Genomic DNA, 16,656 nt, shown 5'->3' with positions numbered 1-16,656 from the left:
TCTTTTTTCCTTTCGGGTTTGATTGGCCGGGCCGCTGCTCAGCACAGGTCCGGATTACAGGTTTTCAGGCTCACTTGACCTTGCGAATCATCATGATGAATACGGTTCCCACCAGCAGGCAGGCGATGGCGACCGGGAAGATCATCCTGTAGCCGTCGAAGAGTCCAATGACCAGCGTGGTGCACCCGGGAGCGATCACCTGACCGATCGTATTGGCCAGGTTGAGGATGCCCAGATCCTTGCCTGCCTCCTTGGCGTTCGGCAGCACATCGACGTTCAGCGCCTGATCGACTGACATGTAGCAGCCATTGCCGATTCCAGCCAGGGCGGCATAAATGTACATACCCGTTGCAGTTGGCATCAGGAATGGGAAGAGTATGCCGATAGCGAGAATCAGACAGCTAGTGGCTACAATCACCTTTCTCCTGTGCAGAAAGTCCGAAAGCGGGCCCGAAACCACGGAGGCCAGGATGGTGGTCACCACCGAGATCAGGGCCATGATCTTGAGTGTGGATGCGGCCTGGGCATCGCTCAGGTGACAGTACTTTTGCAGTATGTAGAGCTGGTAGCCCTGGATCATGAAGCATCCGACGACGAAAGTGAACCTGCCCAGAAGCGCCAGGTAGAAGTCGCGGCAATTTTTGGTGGGCGGTATGAAGGACCGGCCGACATCTGCCCAGGTTCGTTCCACGACCGTGTTGGCAGCCGACTTCTCCCGGGGCCAGATCAACACAGTGAGGATACCAGAGAAGAGGAAGATGATCATGGCGACTACAAGGCCTGTATGGATGCTGGCTATGAAGGAGCTGCCGATGATGGTTCCCAGCTGCTGGCCGATGACCTGGCTGGCGCCATAGAGTGCCGAATAGGTTCCCCTGGTCGACTCAGGAATCCTGTCTGAAAGGACTGCCACGGCCGGGGCTATCAGGCAGTTGATGCCCACCTGCACAATGCACCAGCCGAGGATGATCATGGCGAGCGTATGGGACTGGATAACCAGCAGAAAACCAAGGGCGCCGATAATTCCGCCCAACACGATCCAAGGGGTGCGCTTGCCGACTCGGAACCTCGACATGTCTGAGAGAGCACCGAAAACAACGTTGGCCACTAAGGCGAACACGCAGCCGATCGAATTCATTGTCCCCAGAGCCGCTTCAGCGCTGACCCCATGCAGGGAATTGAAAATCTGCGGCAGGAGGACCCCGGATCCCATGGTAAAGGGCGCAGCCCAGAGCAGGGATACCAGGACAAAGCCAATGGCAAAGCGGACCTTCTCCGCATTGTTGAGCCTTCTGCCCGTGTCCGGAGCCAGGTTCGCGTCAATGCCCCGGTCCGCTGCGGCGCCTCCGGTCTCATCTGCGGAGGCCATGGCCTTGATGTCTTCCCCGACTCGAGCGCCAACCCCCTCAGCTGGATTTCTCCTCTGACCCTTATTTCCGTTCCCCATTATCGTCTTTCCTTCCTGTGCAACCCTGCAGTCAGTAGCTCATCATTGAGCCTAACCAATCTCCCCCTTCCATGATGAATGGTCACTTAGAACTTATTATCGGAGCAAACCAGCCAGCAAACGGCCCACAGTCACAATATTTTTTCAATCGCTGACACGACTGAGTCAGCATTCCGCTGGAATTCCGAGGCTTCAGGCAGGAGCGACAGGGCCAGATACCCATTCCCTGGCATGTCGAAAAAGTATCCGGGCTGGCCAGTCAGCCCGTAGGACCCGATCAAGCGAAGGATCAACTCCTCCTCGTCGATGACCTGAGGGAAGCGAAGAAGAACGTTCCAGCCAGCCTCAGGCCTGAGCAGAGAGAGGCAGGACTCCTTTAGAACCAGTGTCTGTCTCAGGATTTCGAGATTGCCCCTGACACGTTCACCCACTCGGCTGGTCTGGCCAGGAATATCCGAGAGCATGGCCTCCATATCCCTGGTGATCAGAAGACTCATGGGCAGGTAATCATCCGCAATCAGATCAAGATGGCGCTTGGCCTCGGCAACCTGGTCGGCCGGCCCGGAAACCTGGATCCAGCCCACCTTGGCATGGGGAGCTGCCAGGCTCTTCGAGAATCCGTCCAAGGCGAAGGTCAGCACCCGATCCTCACCAGCCAGCCGGGCACGACCCGGCAAGGGGTCCAGAGGGTAATCGAAGAAGACCTCATCCGCTATGATGGCCACCCCCTGCCGCTCGCAGAGTTCCAGCAGCGACCGGCGTTCTTCCGGGTGAATGTAGGAACCCGTGGGATTGTTGGGGTTGATAAGGACCAAAGCGCGGATACAATCGCCCTCAGGTCCTTCCAGAGCCTGTCTGACCGTGGCCAGGTCAAGGACCCATGATCCGTCGTAGGCCAGGCGGTATGGAATTGTCCGGACACATTCCAGACCGGCGATGGATTCGATCAGGGGATATCCAGGCCTGGGCTCCAGAATGGCATCACCCGGATCGCAGAGAAGCTTCATCAGCCAGGAATAAGCCTGGGATGTCGAGGAGAGCAGGTAGAGGTCATCAGGATCCACCACCGCACCGTCCACGCTCTGAATCGCTTCCTGACGCCTGGTCAGAAACTCAGCCAGGGCCTGGCGGGCCACACGAGGTCCTCTCGGTTCGGCCTCATAGACTTGGGGCAAGAACGACGGGGCCAGTCCGAAGCGGGTGGGGTTGGAATCATTCAGCCTGCCCAGCTTGAGCCCCTGGGAGCGTGCTCCTGATTCGGCCAGAGCAATGCGATTAGGGCGGTCAGACCCTGTACGGTGAGAAAAATGCACGATTCCTCAGCTCCTCATGCGATCCAGCAGTGGCCGGAACGCCCCAAACAGGTTGGTCGCAGAAAAGCCCTGCTTCACCCCAGACGCTTTTGCCGAAGGTCAGCCAGATAGGCGGCGCCGACAATGCCGGCCTGATTGCGCAGCTTGGCAGCCACGATGGGAGTCTTGATGTCAATGTGAGGCAGGAACTTCTCGCTCATCCGACTGACACCGCCGCCGACGACGAAGAAATCGGGATTGAAGTAGTGCTCAAGCAGTCGGTAGTACTTGGTCAGACGGTTGGCCCACTTCTTATAGCTCAGCTTCTTTCGGTCGCGCACCGAAGAGGCCGCGTACTTCTCTGCGTCCTTGCCGTCCAGCGTCAAGTGGCCCAACTCACTGTTGGGGATCAGAACACCGTTGTAGATCAGAGCCGTGCCGATGCCGGTACCCAGTGTAGTGGCGATGACCAGACCCCTCTGTCCCTTGGCCGCCCCGTACTGTACCTCGGCAAGGCCGGCCGCATCTGCATCGTTGACAACGCTGACGGGCCTGCCGCAGGCCTTGGAAAGGACCTCCTGAACATTGGTGCCCACCCAGGCCTGATCCAGGTTGGCCATGAAATCGAGCGGTTTGTCAGGCTTGACAGGTGCCGGAAAAGCGATGCCCACAGGGACGTCCGAGGAGACTTCGAAGCGGTCCAGGAGCTCTTTGACCACGACTCCTACAGCCTCCGGCGTCGAGTGCTCCGGGGTCAGAATTTTCTTGCGAGGTTCTGCAAAATCGCCGATCGTCAGGTCAACTGGGGCAGCCTTGATGCCGGATCCACCAATATCCACTCCAAAAGCCTGCGCTGTTTCAATCATTGCTGCTCCTTAGCTGATCAAAGATGAGGGTCCGAACCGGCACGGTAGCGATTGTACCCCAACCCATGTCTCCGTAATCCTCGGCAGCGGCACAAGCCGGACCAAGCGCAGACCATTCCGCCGGCCTTGTGCTACTACATGCAGGAAAAAGAATTGGGTGGAATAATGAGGTTATGACCGAACATACACAGCTTATTGATGCAGTCAACGTGCGAATCACCACCAGAGAATACGACCCCAAGCCCATCGATCCCGAACTAGCCGGGCAGCTGGGCAGCACTCTGAACGCTCTGAACACGCTGAGCGGCCTGGACATGCAGCTGGTTCTGGGCAAACCCGACGCCTTCGCGGCCGACAACGCTTCCGGCCACCTGGCCAATGCTGCCAACTACCTTGCCCTAGTAGGACCCAAAGATGATCAGAAGAGCCTGGAGAAAGCCGGCTTTTATGGCGAGCGCATAGTTCTTGCCGCCACCTTATACGGACTGGGGACAGGATGGGTGTCAGGCAGCTGGGACCGCCAGGCGGCCGAGCGCCACTGCCGGATCACCCCCAGCCAGTCGCTCTATCTAGTGGTCACCATCGGCTATCCGGCCGACCAGGTCGGCTACGGCAACCAGGACTTCGACAAGCTTTGCCAACGTCAGAGCGAGCATCGAACCTCCAAAAGCTACAAGGAGCTGACTTCATCCATGAGCGCGCAGGACCACCAGGATGCTCCGGAATGGTTCAAGGCCGGCGTGGCTGCCGCCGCCAAGGCTCCTTCAGCCATGAACGGGCAGCCAGTGCTATTCGCTTGGGACAAGGGCTCAGGCAGTGCGATCGCCACATTGGACCCCTCGGTCGCTTATGGTTCCGTCGTTGATCTGGGCATAGCCAAAATGAACTTCCAGATCGGAGCCGGAGGCGGCACATGGACCTGGGGCGACAAAGGCCGCTTTATCAGGTCCTGACCATGGCTGCACCCCGTGACCGGGCAAGGGGGCCGTGTAGGGTGATGACCTATGAACAATGGAGCATCATCACAGTCCACCACCCAAACGAGCACTGAAGCAGGTCCGGCCACCCTTTACCTGACCCGACACGGCAGAACAACGGCCAATGTCATGCACCTGATGCAGGGCTGGTCCGATTTTCCCCTGACCAGGCAAGGTCGCGAGGACGTGCGCCAGTTCGGCCGGGGTCTGCGGCCCATTCGTTTCCGGGCAGCCTGGAGCGGCAATCTGAGCCGACAATATGAAACCGCCCGTCTGGCCCTTGACATGTCGGGCAATGGGGACCTGCGCGTGGGCGTTGACCCTGACCTGCGCGAGGATAATTTCGGCAGTTTCGAGGGCCGGGACGAGCGCACCACTCTTGACCAGGTCTGCGCCGCCATGGGGTTCAAGGACTTCACTACAGCCAAGGCAACCTACGGCAGAAACATCTCCGTCCATATGCAGGACACCTTCCACCGGCTGGATGCCCAGGACGTCCTGTCCGCCGGACTGGAAGAACAGGATCGGGCTGAGACCACGGCCCAGGTCCGTAGCAGAATGATCGCTGCGCTGACGCGCATCGCCCAGTCCGCAATCGAAGAGGGCGGCGGGCCTGTCCTGGTGGTCTCCTCAGGCATGTGCCTTCAACAGTTCCTTCTGGCCATCGACGACGATTGTCCTATCCCTGACATGGCCAACACCGCAGTCACCAAGGTAATCTATGGGAATGATGGTTTCCATCTAGCTGGACCAATCGGTTCCATGGATTACTTCCAGGCAGGGAGTCAAGAAAAGTAGCAGTCAAACCTATTCAGGCGCGCTGTATTTCCCTGGCTGGTTGTCTCTTAAGGGGTTCCATGGGCCTCCATTCGGGATCATGCAGTATCTGGCGCGAATCCACCCATCCCTTCAGGATGGCAGGAATACCAGTCATGATGTGGCTACGATCAACAGCCAGAAGGCGGATGACTTCCTTGAGAGCTGTTGCCAGGGTTCCCAAGGAGAAAGCCAGAGGTCGATAGTCCCCGTGAACCATGAAATACCTGGCCATGAAGCCCCGGTTGCGCATGATGTGATAACGGTTCATGTCAGACGTGGAATTGAGCTGGCGCACCCCAGCGATGTTCCAATTAGCTATGTTGCGAGTCCGGCGCATGACTACATCTGATATGACCACAGGCTGTGTGACCTTGGATGCCAAGTACCCATAGATGGTGTCATCCCAATAGATGAAGAAGCGCGGATCAGGCAGACCGATTTGATCCACAATCTGCCTGGAGAAGAATCCCCCTTCAAAGCACATGGTGTTCATAGGCCGACATCCTGATGGTCCGAAATCACCTGGAGCGATCGGGTCTGGAATACCCAAGGCCGTGAGAAAATGATACTGCCAATAGAAGGAACCGCCATCATAATCCAGCCGGGAACCCTGCACCACCTGATAGCGGTCACTCCATTGGGCCAGCAAGTCAAGTCCTTCAGGTTCTACTGCAACGTCATCATCCATGACCCAGAACCATTCGGCACCAAGCTCGTATGCTTTCCCCACACCGGCGGAGAAGCCTCCCGCGCCGCCGCCATTCTGGTCCTGTGGCAGATAAACCACACGATCTTGATTGCCGGAGCCGTCGATGATGGTCCTGCCCCAACGTCCTGTCACACGTTCAGAAAACTGCTCAACTATGGTTCGCGTGTCTGCCGAATTCTCGTTATCCACCACCACAATCCGCCATGGGGCTTGGGTAAGTTGAAGAATCGAGTCAAACAGGCCTGTCAGCAATTCCTGACGCTTATAGGTTACGACGACCATGGCCGCCTTATTCAAGGTCTTTCCCATGCTCTCCATTGTGACACCGACCCGCAACTTTGGCTTACTACGGGACAAACCTCCTGACGAGTTTAGCCTTCTTCCGCCTTCCTGGATTGCAGACTGCACAGCCAGGATGTGAACACCGCCACCAGCAAAAGAACAACAGTCACTAGGAGGAACCGGCCTACGGGCACAGGAGTCAGAGCCACAGACATGCCGGCCTGGACGAAACTCAAGGCTATGCAGCCTTCGACGATGACAATCGCCAGCAGAGACATTACTGCGCCACCGGCCACATCGGTCAGCGTCTCCATCACCCCCGACCAGGTTATTGAACTCCAGACAACACCAATCTTGTTGAGCCGCTGGTTCTGCCGCTTGCGCTCCCAGGCCAAAATAGCGATAGACTGCATCATGAAGATCAGGGCAAGAACGGTCCCGCCGACGATCATGACCGTCAAGGCCGTCTGCCCGGACAGGCCTCGTTGAATAAAGTCGTCTATATATTCCTGCCTGGTCTGCACTGCGAAGTCGCCCTGAAGGCCACCCTTCAGAAGAGTGACAATCCTATGCGCATCAGTCTGATTGGCAGCTGAAATGGGAATGATCGTATGTGGGTCTTCCCCCAATCGAGGCAGGTCATCATCCACAGTCAGAAATTGAGGATAGTTATTGCTTGCAGATAGTTGTGGGATGCCCTTAGGCGACTGAACAAGAGCAACGATCCGTGCCTCATGCCGTCGATCATGACGATCAAGAAGACAGACGGTGTCGCCTATGGAATAGGAGGAATCCTGATTCACTGCGACTCGCCCTGGACCTAGGTCAGCCAAATTCCCTTTAACCAGGGAGAACTGAATGCCCGACGAATTCTGACCCCGCAGTTGATCCGCAGATTCCCATACCACCGTTGCCGCCTGGCCCTGCGATCCTTCCATAGCCCATTGCTGAGTCTGGTAGGTGACAAAGTCTCGAACCTCAGGCATCCCACTGATCAGCTCGGATGGATCGCGGTTTTCGGCACCCGGATCAAGGGAAGTAGCCATAACATCGGCTTTCAAGGGGTACAAGCTCAGAACCGCCCCTCCGATGGAACCAGCCTGCAGGGCAGCCACAAGTGAGATGACAACGGTCAGAACCATCATAGCTGGGAGAGCTATCGCGGTTGAACCTGCGCTCTCCTTTCGAGCACGCTGCAGGGCCAGAAGACCGGGGCCTCCGGCCGCCTTCGCCGGAATCAGACCGATGACTGACACAGTCAGGACAACCAGGACCGGAGCCGCCAAATAGACCGTAGTGATGACAAGAATGACCTCGAACATAATCCGCAGGTCCTGAGTCATAGAAGGCAGTGGGGCGAACCCAACCACCAAGGTCAGGACCAGAAAGACCAAGGCTGCCGAAGAACGAACCCATCCGATCCGCTTGGTTCGGTCATTGGTTTCCGTCATGAGTTGGAGCGGTGATGCCCCGCCCACCTTGCGCATAGCCATCCATACTCCCAGCAGACAGGCGACCATCATCATGATGAAGGTGACCACTGCAATGAAAGGCCGAATCCGTGGGGTGAAAACCATGCCCCTGTCGCTGAACTCGGCCGAGCGCGCGTAAAACCGTCCAACTGGTACAGTCAGGAGGGATCCGACCAGGCAACCTATGAGATTCGAGAGGGCCAAGGGAATCGAGAACTCCAGGAGACCTATGATCAGGATCCTCCTGCGGGAGGCACCGTTCAACCGCATCATTCCATACTCGCGTCGGCGCTCCTGAGTCAGAAAGGTTACCGACGAGAGAATCAAAAAAACCGACACGAGCAGGCAGCAAGCCAGCGCTGGGACAGTGACTATGAAGAGACCTGAATAAGGTGCCTTGGCTTGGAAACGCCGATAGGTGTTCAGCTTGCTCAAATTGCCAATACTATCAAAGGACTTTCCCGCTTGGTAGACCTGCATGGTCGAAGAAGTCAGAAGGGATGCCAGGCATGTGGACAGACCCATGACCGTGTATGATGCTCGATGCTTCTTGATCAGGGACCAGACCAAAGAGAAAAAGGTCGGTCGACTGATCGAGGAGGATGCATGTAGGGGCACCTGTCCGGGAACTTCACCTCTTCCAGCTTGACCTTTGCCTACATGCATCATCTGTCTACCCCCTGGCTAACCTGAGTCATGCTGGTCAGATGAGTGGCCAGCTGCTCGGCCGTATACCCCTGGCAGATCGAATGCACGGTGCCGTCCACCAAGAACACCGTGCGCTGCGCCCAGGCCGCCACGTTGGGGTCATGTGTTACCATCAGCACGGTTCGTCCGCTCTCCACCAGGGTCGAAAGGGCATCCAGAACCATTCCCGAGCTGCGCGTATCCAGCGCACCCGTGGGTTCGTCCGCAAAAATCATGTCTGGCTGGGCGACCAACGCCCTGGCAATGGCCACGCGTTGCCTTTGACCGCCAGATATGTCAGACGGATACTGCTGTGCATAACCATCCAGCCCCAAAATCTTTAGGGACTGCAGTGATCGGACGACACCAACTTTGGGGCCGCCGAAGAGCTGGGGCAGCATGACGTTCTGCAAACAGGTGAAGGCCTCGACCAGGTTGTAATCCTGAAAGACGAAACCTATATGGTCACGCCGCATCCTGGTCAAAGCGGACCCCTTCATCCCGGCTATGTTCTGGCCGGCAATCTCGACCGATCCCTGCTGCACAGGCAAGAGCCCTGAGGCGCAATAGAGCAGGGTGGTTTTCCCTGCTCCGGAAGGGCCCATGACTGCAGTCCAAGATCCTGCCGGGCATTCCAAGCCAACTTGGTCTATTCCAGCTTCACCAGACTTGTAATGAAAGGACACCCCCTCCATCTTCAGTGGCAGTTCATTCATGGATATTCCTTTCATTCAGGCCGCCTAAGCAGCAAATCGTCAGATGGTTGGATGGCTATGGAGCCTTCTGGCCGACCGCCAGCAAAGCAAAACGGCTAAAACCAGCAGGCTTAGGATCAGGTAGAGTTCAATCCCAGGCAATGGCACAATTCGAGTAACCACACTGCCAATGCAGCATGGATCCACGAGAAGCCAGTCGACAAAGACATGAAAGGCCGGCAACACCACCGGAACTGCAAGCAAGACCAAGCGTGTGTAGGTGCTGCAGTGTGTGGAAATCCAGAGAACCAAGAGAAAAACAAGAAAGGCTGACCCCAAGCAAAGCAATATGAAAACAGCCAGGTATTCTCCTAAAGACCAGGTGAACCAAGGCAATGCATGTCCATCAAAGACCGGAAGATCCTGCAGACCAGCGGTCTTGGGCAACCACATCAGCATGGATCCCCCTGCCACCATGAGCATCATCAGCAGACCAGTACAGACCATGGCGAACAATTGCAGCTCAGGCAAGAATCGTCCAGTCCGTGTCGTCAACTGCGTCTGCCTTACTCTATGGACCTGATCCTTGACAAGGCGCGGGGCTACGACAACCAAGGCTGCCAGAAGCGGAACCAGAAAGACTGAAAGTCTGAAGTTGCTCTGGGTGTACTCCAATAGTTCTGGGGCGGCCAAGCCCATGCCCGTCTTGCACTGTCCGCTTAAGGCGTCAAGCCGCTTGGTCACCAAGCTGGGAAGGTCACTGCCCTTTGTATTGCCCTTTCCCAACTGTTTCTTGGCTGTTGCAGTCAGGGCTTCTCGGTTGCATCCGCGATAGGCATCCATCACATCATGGCAATGAGCAAGCCGACGATAGCTGGGCAAGGCACTGATGCGCTCAGTCAGTCTGCCCCTGTCTGTGTTCAATACTGAAGGATGTGACCAGCGCGAGCTCTCGACCGAGTCGACCAGGTCCCTGGCCGACTGATAGTCCTTGACGTCCAGTTGCACAGCTTGAGAACCAAGAGCCATCAGATCTCTGGATACCGCCGGCTCAAGTCTGCCAGCCTCACGCTTCATTCCGGCAATGGTGGACTGACTGACATGCAATCCATAGCTAGCCAGGTCATGATGAGCTTCGTCAGTGAGAATCTGGTCATACATGGCTAGATTTAGACAGAAAACGAATCCAAGAGACAGACAGAGTACCAGCCAAAAGGAGGTACCCAGAAGATGTCGCATCTCGTTCCTGATCACCGTCCATCTCATAAAAGGCATCCTTGACAAGAGAAGGGATTGCGAGCCTGATTCGGCGAAGTATGCTGCATCGCTACTCCCCGTCCCTGTAAATCACCAGGAAGGCATCCTCCAAGTTGGCAGGAACACCCTGGCCCTGGGACGGTGGCGCAGGCGAGTAGATTCTCAGACGGGTCGCATCCCCGTCCAGCTCCTCCTCAAGGAGCAGCTGCCCCTCCCCTAAGCGGTAATCTGCAGGAACCAGGAATATTTTGCCTTCCAGCCTGCGAGTTATTTGCCTTGGTGACTGGTTGCAGCAGATCCGTCCATCCTTAAGCATGATGACATGGTCGGCGATAGTCTCCAGGTCAGAGACGATATGGGTGGATAGGATGACAATCCGATCGTGCGAAAGCGCATGGACTAGGTTGCGCAAACGGACGCGCTCGCGTGGATCCAAACCTGCGGTCGGCTCGTCCAAAATCATCAGTTCCGGGTCATTGATCATGGCCTGCGCCAATCCCACGCGCTGAATCATGCCCCCGGAGAGTGTCTTCATCTTCTGCTTGCCATGGTTTTTAAGCCCCACAATCTCTAGCAGATGTTTAGCCAGAGGCTTGGCCCGTTTGTGACCAATCCCCTGAAGGGCTGCTATGTACATCAAAAAATCCTGAGCGCTGTAGTCTGGGTAATAGCCGAATTTTTGGGGCAGATACCCTAGGAGGCCCCGATAATCCTCGTCCATGATCATGATGTCCTGCCCGTTCCAAGTGATGTCTCCCGAATCCGGGCGGATCAGGGTGGCGATCATTTGGATCAGCGTGGTCTTGCCTGCTCCGTTGGGCGCGAGGAGCCCATGGACGCCGGTTCCAATAGAGAGGCTCAGATCGTCGATCACCCGTTTGTCCCTGAAGCTCTTTGACACATGGTACAAGTGCAACACGAAACTTACCGTCCTTTCAGGCTAAACATGTGCGATTCTGTCCTCATACAGTCGCCAGTCTTTTCATCCGCATGTCCGCTTTGGCAGCATTGATCCCACGCAGCGTTCATGCAGAACAAGAAGGAAGATCAGCAGAAGGACAAGGCCCGTCGCCAGGCTTAGAGCCGGCGGAATGAAGAAAAGAATGGGAGCGGTGGCAAATCGAGTAAGATAAAGAATCCAGCCGAGCACAATCCAGAGTCCGAGAACCGGGTAGATGGACAGTTCTCCACGCACATGTTCCTCCACCCATATCTGAGCCAAGGAAAAGAGAAAGAGGGAGGAGAAGCTGATCCCCAAAAGGGTCATGGTGGACAGCCCCGGATTGGTCGTCTGCGCCAATAGGACGGTGGCCAAGGATGAAATCATCATGCTGACCATGCCGAACAGGAGCATCCTGACTGCAGCTATCTGGCGGAATGACCACCTGCAGGTTCTGATTAGATTCAAGGTATTCAGGTTCCGCTCCTTGAGCACTACCAAAAGGTGCACTACCAGGAAAAGAGCAGGCGAGCAGACGAATATGGGGACAACCAGACCGAATATCCTATCGACCCTGCTAGGCCAAGCGGTCTTCATGAAGGAGCCAAAGACGGCCGCCCAGACCGCCAGCGTCAGGATCAGGCCGATGAACACACAGTCCCAGAGGCCAAAGAGCAGGTTTCTCAGGCCCAGGGAACGAACCATGGCTACAAGGGTCCAGATCAGCCCAGGCCGTTTTCCCATCCCCTTGCGGACAATCGTTTTTATGGATCGCTCGCGCATTTTGGAGCCGCCGACCTGAGTTTCAGCAGCATCATCGCACTCAAGGTCGCTACCCTGCAGAGCCGCCAGAATGGGACGGATATCAGGTTCAGACCGATTCATGACCAAACTCCTTCCTCAAATTGTCCAAGAGTCGGTAATACCGAGCCTTGACCGTGCTTTCAGGTTCTCCGCAAACCTCAGCGATCTGCGCGAACCCATAGCCGGCGTACAGATGGAGGCGCAAGACCTCCTGCGCCGGGACCGGAGCCTGTGAAATCCTGTCTTCAATCCGACCAACCAAGTCGTCCTTGAAGGTCTGGTCGGCCGGGTCATCATGCTGATCGTGGCCGGATACCACAAGTACTTGTGTCTCCTGCCGCTGTCGTCTGCGGCGTATCCGCCAGTAGTCGATGACCTTGTAGGTGGCAATGCGATGGATCCAGGTTCGGAAGCTGGACTTGTTCGGATCGTAGCCGCCCAATGACCGCAGAATAGCGACGAAAGTATCCTGAGCAAGGTTACGCGCCTCCTCCCTGTCGCCGACCTGAGCGCGGATGTAGACCAGCAGGTCGTCGTAATACTTGCGAACCAAGTCATCGGCTGCGCGAAAGGATCTGGTGGACAGTATGCTTCTGATCCATTCCAGGTCCTCTGCTTGGGATTGGCCACCGTCAGCGTCTCCGTCACTTGTTTGTCTGACAAGGGCCGGATGCATAGCTTCATCCGTAGGCAGCAGATGGTCGCCCATCCTCACCACGCTCCAGCCTCCTTGCAACATTGTGAACTTTATACAACCTCATATTCGTTGTGCAGGCTGCAATAGTTGCATGGACGGCGGTTTTATTTCTTTCTCGGAGTGTCTAGAAATGCACCAGCAGCGAGAGGGGATTGACCATTCCAAAGAGCACAGCTATATTGAAATTGTCAGTTTCAGGGAAGGTGGAAGTCCTTACTGGCGGTATCCGGCTGAATGCCGGGAGCCCGCGACCCGCGCAAGCGGTGGATATCGGTCAAAGTCCGAAGCCAACGGTTACAGTCCGGATGGAAGAAACGAGGCTTTCTATGAGCATGTCCAATTCTCATACACACACCGTTGCGAACAAGGACACGCGCTTCAATGATATCCATTCCACAGGAGCGGGCGGTTCAGGACGCTGGTCTACCAGGCGGATCGCGGTCTACGCGCTCTTCGTAGCCCTGGCCATGGTGCTGAGCTTTTTCTCCTTCCCGATCTTTCCAGCGGCTCCTTGGCTCAAATACGACCCCTCAGGCATCGTCGTCCTGGTATGCGGCTTCGCCTTCGGACCAGCGGCTGCCGCCATCATCTCCATCCTGGGATTCGTCCCTCACCTGTTCACCAACCCCTTCGGCGCTCTGATCTCGATGATCGTGGCCCTGGCCCTGAGCGTGCCGGCAGCCTTGGTCTACCGCAGGTTGCACAGCCGTAAAGGAGCGGTCATCGGGATCGTCTCCGGTGCTATTCTGGGCGTGATCGCAGCCATCCTGTGCAACGTGGTAATCACCCCCTTCTACGCGCACATGTCCATGGCCAAGGTGGCCGCCATGATCGTGCCGATCCTCCTGCCCTTCAACCTGATGAAGTTCGCCATCCACGGCGTGGTCACCTTCCTGATCTACAAGCCCATCTCCACACTGATCAACAAGTAGGCCACGGCGGTTCGGAACGTCATGGCGGCATCCATGACCCAATCCGCAGTCTCGGATTCAGCGGATTCGAAGGCGACCGTCGCCCGGCTCAGCCAGGTCTCTTTCTCCTATGACGGAGGCCGGACCTGGGCCTTGGACCACCTGTCCATGGAAGTGCATGCAGGCGAACATCTGTGCATCCTGGGAGCAAATGGTTCCGGCAAATCCACTCTGGGAAGCATCCTCTCGGGTGCGGCGGCACCTGACCACGGCCAGGTCGAGCTTATGGGTCGAGCGGTCTGCTCAGATACGCCGGGGCAGGGCCGACAGATCGATACTGAGGCCTACCGACAGACACGGCGGAGCATCGGCATGGTCTTTCAGAACCCCGAAGACCAGATCGTAACCACCGTTGCCCAGGACGACGTGGCTTTTGGACCCGAGAATCTGGGCATGCCCCGCCAAAAGATGCTTTCCTGCGTGCCAGCGGCCCTGAAGCAGGTAGATCTGCAGACGAGGATGAATGATAATCCCACCCGCATGTCTGGCGGACAGCAGCAACGACTGGCCCTGGCCGGCAGCCTGGCCATGAATCCAGGCATGATGGTGCTGGACGAACCTGGCGCCATGCTCGACGCGGCCGGTCGACAGGAGATCCAATCAATTCTGCGTCGGCTGACGGCCCAGGGCACAGCTGTCGTCCACATCACCCACCTGCTCGAGCAGGCCAGGCATGCTGATCGGGTCCTCGTGCTTGACCATGGGCACATCCTGGCCTCAGGAAACCCGGTCCGGATCCTGGAAGGACAAAACCTGCCTGTCCTTGCCCGCGAAGATGCCCAGCAGGCAGGCAGCGAACCGGATCGGAATACATCAAGCCAGAGCGCGACGATACATGCGGATACGAAATCTACGGTCGGCGATCAGGCTGATACTATGGTCAAACTCTCGGGCGTCTCCTACAGCTTTCCCGATGCCGACGACCAAGTGCTCAGCCATGTGAGTCTGGAGTTGGCGGCAGGACAGACCCTGGCCATCATCGGGCGCAACGGATCCGGCAAGTCCACACTGGCCAGGCTCATCTGCGCCCTGGCCACTCCCGACAGCGGGTCCATCCAGGTGGCCGGCCTGCCCCTGGCCGGACCCGACCGGCCCAAGGCCAGGCATCTGCGGCGCCAGAATCTGAAGCTGCTGCGCCAACGAGTCGGCTATGTCATGCAATACCCCGAACATCAGCTTTTTGCGGATTCTGTTGCCCAGGACATCGCCTATGGTCCACACAACCTGGGCTACGGGCCCGAACAGGTGCAGCATCGGGTGGATGAAGCCATGAAGCTCCTGGGCATCAGTGATCTGGCCGACCGCTCCCCCTTCGACCTCTCGGGGGGCCAGCGGCGCCTGGTGGCCATCGCCGGAGTCGTGGCCTGCAGCCCGCAACTGCTGGTTTTGGACGAGGCCACTGCCAGTCTCGATCCCCAGGCCTGCGCACGCATCATGACACTGCTTCGAGTGCTCCATCGGCGCGGTGTCACCATCGTCATGAGCACGCACGCCGATCGTGAGGCCCTGGGCCTGGCCGACCAGACCCTGCTCCTGGAGCATGGAGAAACACTGGCCTATGGGCCTGCTGCTGAAGTCGTGAAGCGCTACCATCAACTGCTGGCAACAGAAGCAGCGGAGAAGGAAACCAATCGCACTCAGACCGACCAGAAACCCCTGTCCTTGCTGGCAAGACTTGACCCGCGAGCCAAGCTGGCAACCTTCCTCCTAGCCATGTTCACCGCCTTCGCTATCTCCACGCCAAGGCAGCTTGTTCTGGCGCTGGTGGTCACTGTGGGTCTCTTTGCCGCCGCCCGGGCCCCACTGCGTTCCATCATGAACTCGGTCAAAGGCTTTCTGGCCCTCATGCTTCTGCTGGCTGTGTTCAATCTTTTGGTCACGCAAACCGGCCGGAAATTGACTGCCTGGGGCCCATTCGTGCTGACCACTGGCGGCATCTGGGTGGCCGTACTCTATGCCTGCCGCTTTATGCTGATTATCTTTCTGGGAGCGCTCCTAGTGGAGACCACCACGCCGACGCAGATGACCGATGCCTGTGAATCCCTGCTGAGCCCACTGTCAAAGCTGGGCATACACACCAATGAGATTGCTCTGGTCCTTTCATTGGCCCTGCGTTTCATCCCCACCTTGGGACGTGAAGTTCAGGCCATCGTTGAGGCCCAGGCCGCCCGCGGCGGATCCATCGAGTCCGGCTCGCTCTCGCAACGCCTACATGCAGCCATAGCCATCACAGTCCCCGTCTTCGCCGGAGCCCTGCGCCACGCTGATAACCTGAGCCGGGCATTGGACGCCCGGTGCTATGAGGGCAGCCGTCAAGAACGCACCCACTACCGATTGCTGCGACTGGGCAGGATGGACATCCTGTTCATCGCTCTCATGTCCCTCTACCTTCTGGCCCTGCTGCTGCATCCCCTGTTCTGAGCAGTCAGGGCCGCGTCAAGCACTTAGTCCATGCCTGGCTTAAGTGCTCCATCCCGCAACCATCTGAGTCCTCGACTACTTAAGCAAACGAGCCGTTGTGAATGGAAGGCTGACCTGGGAACGCTGGGGTCAGTCGCTGTCAACTTCATCGCTGCCTCGAAGCTGATATAAGAAAACGATCGAGCCCTTCGACGGACTCGTAAGGCAAGGCGAATGCGGAGCTCACTCTGCCAACAGACACTATATATTTCAAGCGATGCTTCAAGAACGATATTGCAGAGATCAGCACCGATCCTCGGCAGCATCAAATAAGTGGGGCT

The 16,656-nt window shown here is 57.2% G+C and carries 14 protein-coding genes and 1 riboswitch; of the genes, 4 read left to right on the top strand and 10 right to left on the bottom strand.

Features of this window, described 5'->3' with window-relative positions:
* Positions 1 to 70: 70 nt before the first annotated feature.
* The 3 genes from J3T93_RS02250 to ppgK all read right to left on the bottom strand — a co-directional run bounded on the left by J3T93_RS02250 (position 71) and on the right by ppgK (position 3,605).
* Positions 71 to 1,447 carry an MFS transporter gene (locus J3T93_RS02250; protein WP_267430374.1) on the bottom strand — a complete coding sequence of 459 codons (1,377 nt, stop codon included), beginning with the start codon at positions 1,445 to 1,447 and terminating at the stop codon, positions 71 to 73.
* Positions 1,448 to 1,578: 131 nt separating this feature from the next.
* The gene (locus J3T93_RS02245; RefSeq protein WP_267430373.1) at positions 1,579 to 2,760 is read right to left on the bottom strand and encodes a pyridoxal phosphate-dependent aminotransferase; all 1,182 of its coding nucleotides are present in this window, start codon (positions 2,758 to 2,760) and stop codon (positions 1,579 to 1,581) included.
* Positions 2,761 to 2,834: 74 nt separating this feature from the next.
* Positions 2,835 to 3,605 carry a polyphosphate--glucose phosphotransferase gene (gene ppgK, locus J3T93_RS02240; protein ID WP_220236045.1) on the bottom strand — a complete coding sequence of 257 codons (771 nt, stop codon included), beginning with the start codon at positions 3,603 to 3,605 and terminating at the stop codon, positions 2,835 to 2,837.
* A gap of 173 nt (positions 3,606 to 3,778) precedes the next feature.
* Between ppgK and J3T93_RS02235 the strand changes: the two genes are divergently transcribed.
* Entirely contained in the window at positions 3,779 to 4,558 is a 780-nt protein-coding gene (locus J3T93_RS02235; protein WP_267399701.1) for a nitroreductase family protein, read from the top strand.
* Between the two features lie 51 nt (positions 4,559 to 4,609).
* Positions 4,610 to 5,380, top strand: coding sequence for a histidine phosphatase family protein (locus tag J3T93_RS02230; protein ID WP_267430372.1), 771 nt, complete (start codon positions 4,610 to 4,612; stop codon positions 5,378 to 5,380).
* A gap of 13 nt (positions 5,381 to 5,393) precedes the next feature.
* On the opposite strand, the gene J3T93_RS02225 is transcribed toward J3T93_RS02230, so the two are convergent.
* The 7 genes from J3T93_RS02225 to J3T93_RS02195 form a co-directional block, all read right to left on the bottom strand.
* Complete coding sequence (locus J3T93_RS02225; RefSeq protein WP_416378810.1) at positions 5,394 to 6,419, bottom strand: glycosyltransferase; 1,026 nt, start codon at positions 6,417 to 6,419, stop codon at positions 5,394 to 5,396.
* A gap of 62 nt (positions 6,420 to 6,481) precedes the next feature.
* A complete protein-coding gene (locus J3T93_RS02220; RefSeq protein ID WP_267430370.1) occupies positions 6,482 to 8,389 on the bottom strand; it encodes an ABC transporter permease in 1,908 nt (635 codons plus the stop codon).
* Between the two features lie 140 nt (positions 8,390 to 8,529).
* The gene (locus J3T93_RS02215) at positions 8,530 to 9,267 is read right to left on the bottom strand and encodes an ABC transporter ATP-binding protein (RefSeq protein ID WP_267430369.1); all 738 of its coding nucleotides are present in this window, start codon (positions 9,265 to 9,267) and stop codon (positions 8,530 to 8,532) included.
* Between the two features lie 39 nt (positions 9,268 to 9,306).
* Positions 9,307 to 10,407 (bottom strand): hypothetical protein, encoded by a 1,101-nt coding sequence (locus J3T93_RS02210; RefSeq protein WP_267430368.1) that lies wholly within the window; start codon positions 10,405 to 10,407, stop codon positions 9,307 to 9,309.
* A gap of 166 nt (positions 10,408 to 10,573) precedes the next feature.
* Entirely contained in the window at positions 10,574 to 11,404 is an 831-nt protein-coding gene (locus tag J3T93_RS02205) for an ABC transporter ATP-binding protein (protein WP_267430367.1), read from the bottom strand.
* An 81-nt stretch (positions 11,405 to 11,485) separates the two neighbouring features.
* Positions 11,486 to 12,328, bottom strand: coding sequence for a hypothetical protein (locus tag J3T93_RS02200; RefSeq protein ID WP_267430366.1), 843 nt, complete (start codon positions 12,326 to 12,328; stop codon positions 11,486 to 11,488).
* The gene (locus tag J3T93_RS02195; protein WP_267430365.1) at positions 12,315 to 12,986 is read right to left on the bottom strand and encodes an RNA polymerase sigma factor; all 672 of its coding nucleotides are present in this window, start codon (positions 12,984 to 12,986) and stop codon (positions 12,315 to 12,317) included. Before J3T93_RS02195 ends, J3T93_RS02200 begins: the two co-directional genes overlap by 14 nt.
* A gap of 144 nt (positions 12,987 to 13,130) precedes the next feature.
* A riboswitch (FMN riboswitch) is annotated at positions 13,131 to 13,265 on the top strand.
* Between the two features lie 5 nt (positions 13,266 to 13,270).
* On the opposite strand from J3T93_RS02195, the gene J3T93_RS02190 reads away from it, so the two are divergent.
* Both J3T93_RS02190 and J3T93_RS02185 read left to right on the top strand, forming a co-directional pair.
* Positions 13,271 to 13,876, top strand: a complete 606-nt coding sequence (locus tag J3T93_RS02190) for an ECF transporter S component (protein ID WP_267430364.1) — start codon at positions 13,271 to 13,273, stop codon at positions 13,874 to 13,876.
* Between the two features lie 33 nt (positions 13,877 to 13,909).
* Positions 13,910 to 16,336: an energy-coupling factor transporter ATPase gene (locus J3T93_RS02185; protein ID WP_267430363.1), complete on the top strand. Its 2,427-nt coding sequence runs from the start codon at positions 13,910 to 13,912 to the stop codon at positions 16,334 to 16,336.
* Positions 16,337 to 16,656: the final 320 nt, after the last annotated feature.

Origin of the sequence: Bifidobacterium sp. B4111 (assembly GCF_026537235.1) — a bacterium.
GTDB lineage: Bacteria > Actinomycetota > Actinomycetes > Actinomycetales > Bifidobacteriaceae > Bombiscardovia.
Note: the sequence above shows the minus strand (reverse complement) of the source record. Positions and strands in the feature narration are given on the sequence as shown.

Excerpts from the sequence above, each read along its gene's own strand:
- J3T93_RS02195 (WP_267430365.1), bottom strand. The coding sequence starts at position 12,986 with ATGTTGCAAGGAGGCTGGAGCGTGGTGAGGATGGGCGACCATCTGCTG.
- J3T93_RS02220 (WP_267430370.1), bottom strand. The coding sequence starts at position 8,389 with ATGGGTCTGTCCACATGCCTGGCATCCCTTCTGACTTCTTCGACCATG.
- J3T93_RS02190 (WP_267430364.1), top strand. The coding sequence starts at position 13,271 with ATGAGCATGTCCAATTCTCATACACACACCGTTGCGAACAAGGACACG.
- J3T93_RS02210 (WP_267430368.1), bottom strand. The coding sequence starts at position 10,407 with ATGTATGACCAGATTCTCACTGACGAAGCTCATCATGACCTGGCTAGC.
- J3T93_RS02185 (WP_267430363.1), top strand. The coding sequence starts at position 13,910 with ATGACCCAATCCGCAGTCTCGGATTCAGCGGATTCGAAGGCGACCGTC.
- J3T93_RS02215 (WP_267430369.1), bottom strand. The coding sequence starts at position 9,267 with ATGAATGAACTGCCACTGAAGATGGAGGGGGTGTCCTTTCATTACAAG.
- J3T93_RS02235 (WP_267399701.1), top strand. The coding sequence starts at position 3,779 with ATGACCGAACATACACAGCTTATTGATGCAGTCAACGTGCGAATCACC.
- J3T93_RS02230 (WP_267430372.1), top strand. The coding sequence starts at position 4,610 with ATGAACAATGGAGCATCATCACAGTCCACCACCCAAACGAGCACTGAA.
- ppgK (WP_220236045.1), bottom strand. The coding sequence starts at position 3,605 with ATGATTGAAACAGCGCAGGCTTTTGGAGTGGATATTGGTGGATCCGGC.
- J3T93_RS02250 (WP_267430374.1), bottom strand. The coding sequence starts at position 1,447 with ATGGGGAACGGAAATAAGGGTCAGAGGAGAAATCCAGCTGAGGGGGTT.
- J3T93_RS02225 (WP_416378810.1), bottom strand. The coding sequence starts at position 6,419 with ATGGGAAAGACCTTGAATAAGGCGGCCATGGTCGTCGTAACCTATAAG.
- J3T93_RS02200 (WP_267430366.1), bottom strand. The coding sequence starts at position 12,328 with ATGAATCGGTCTGAACCTGATATCCGTCCCATTCTGGCGGCTCTGCAG.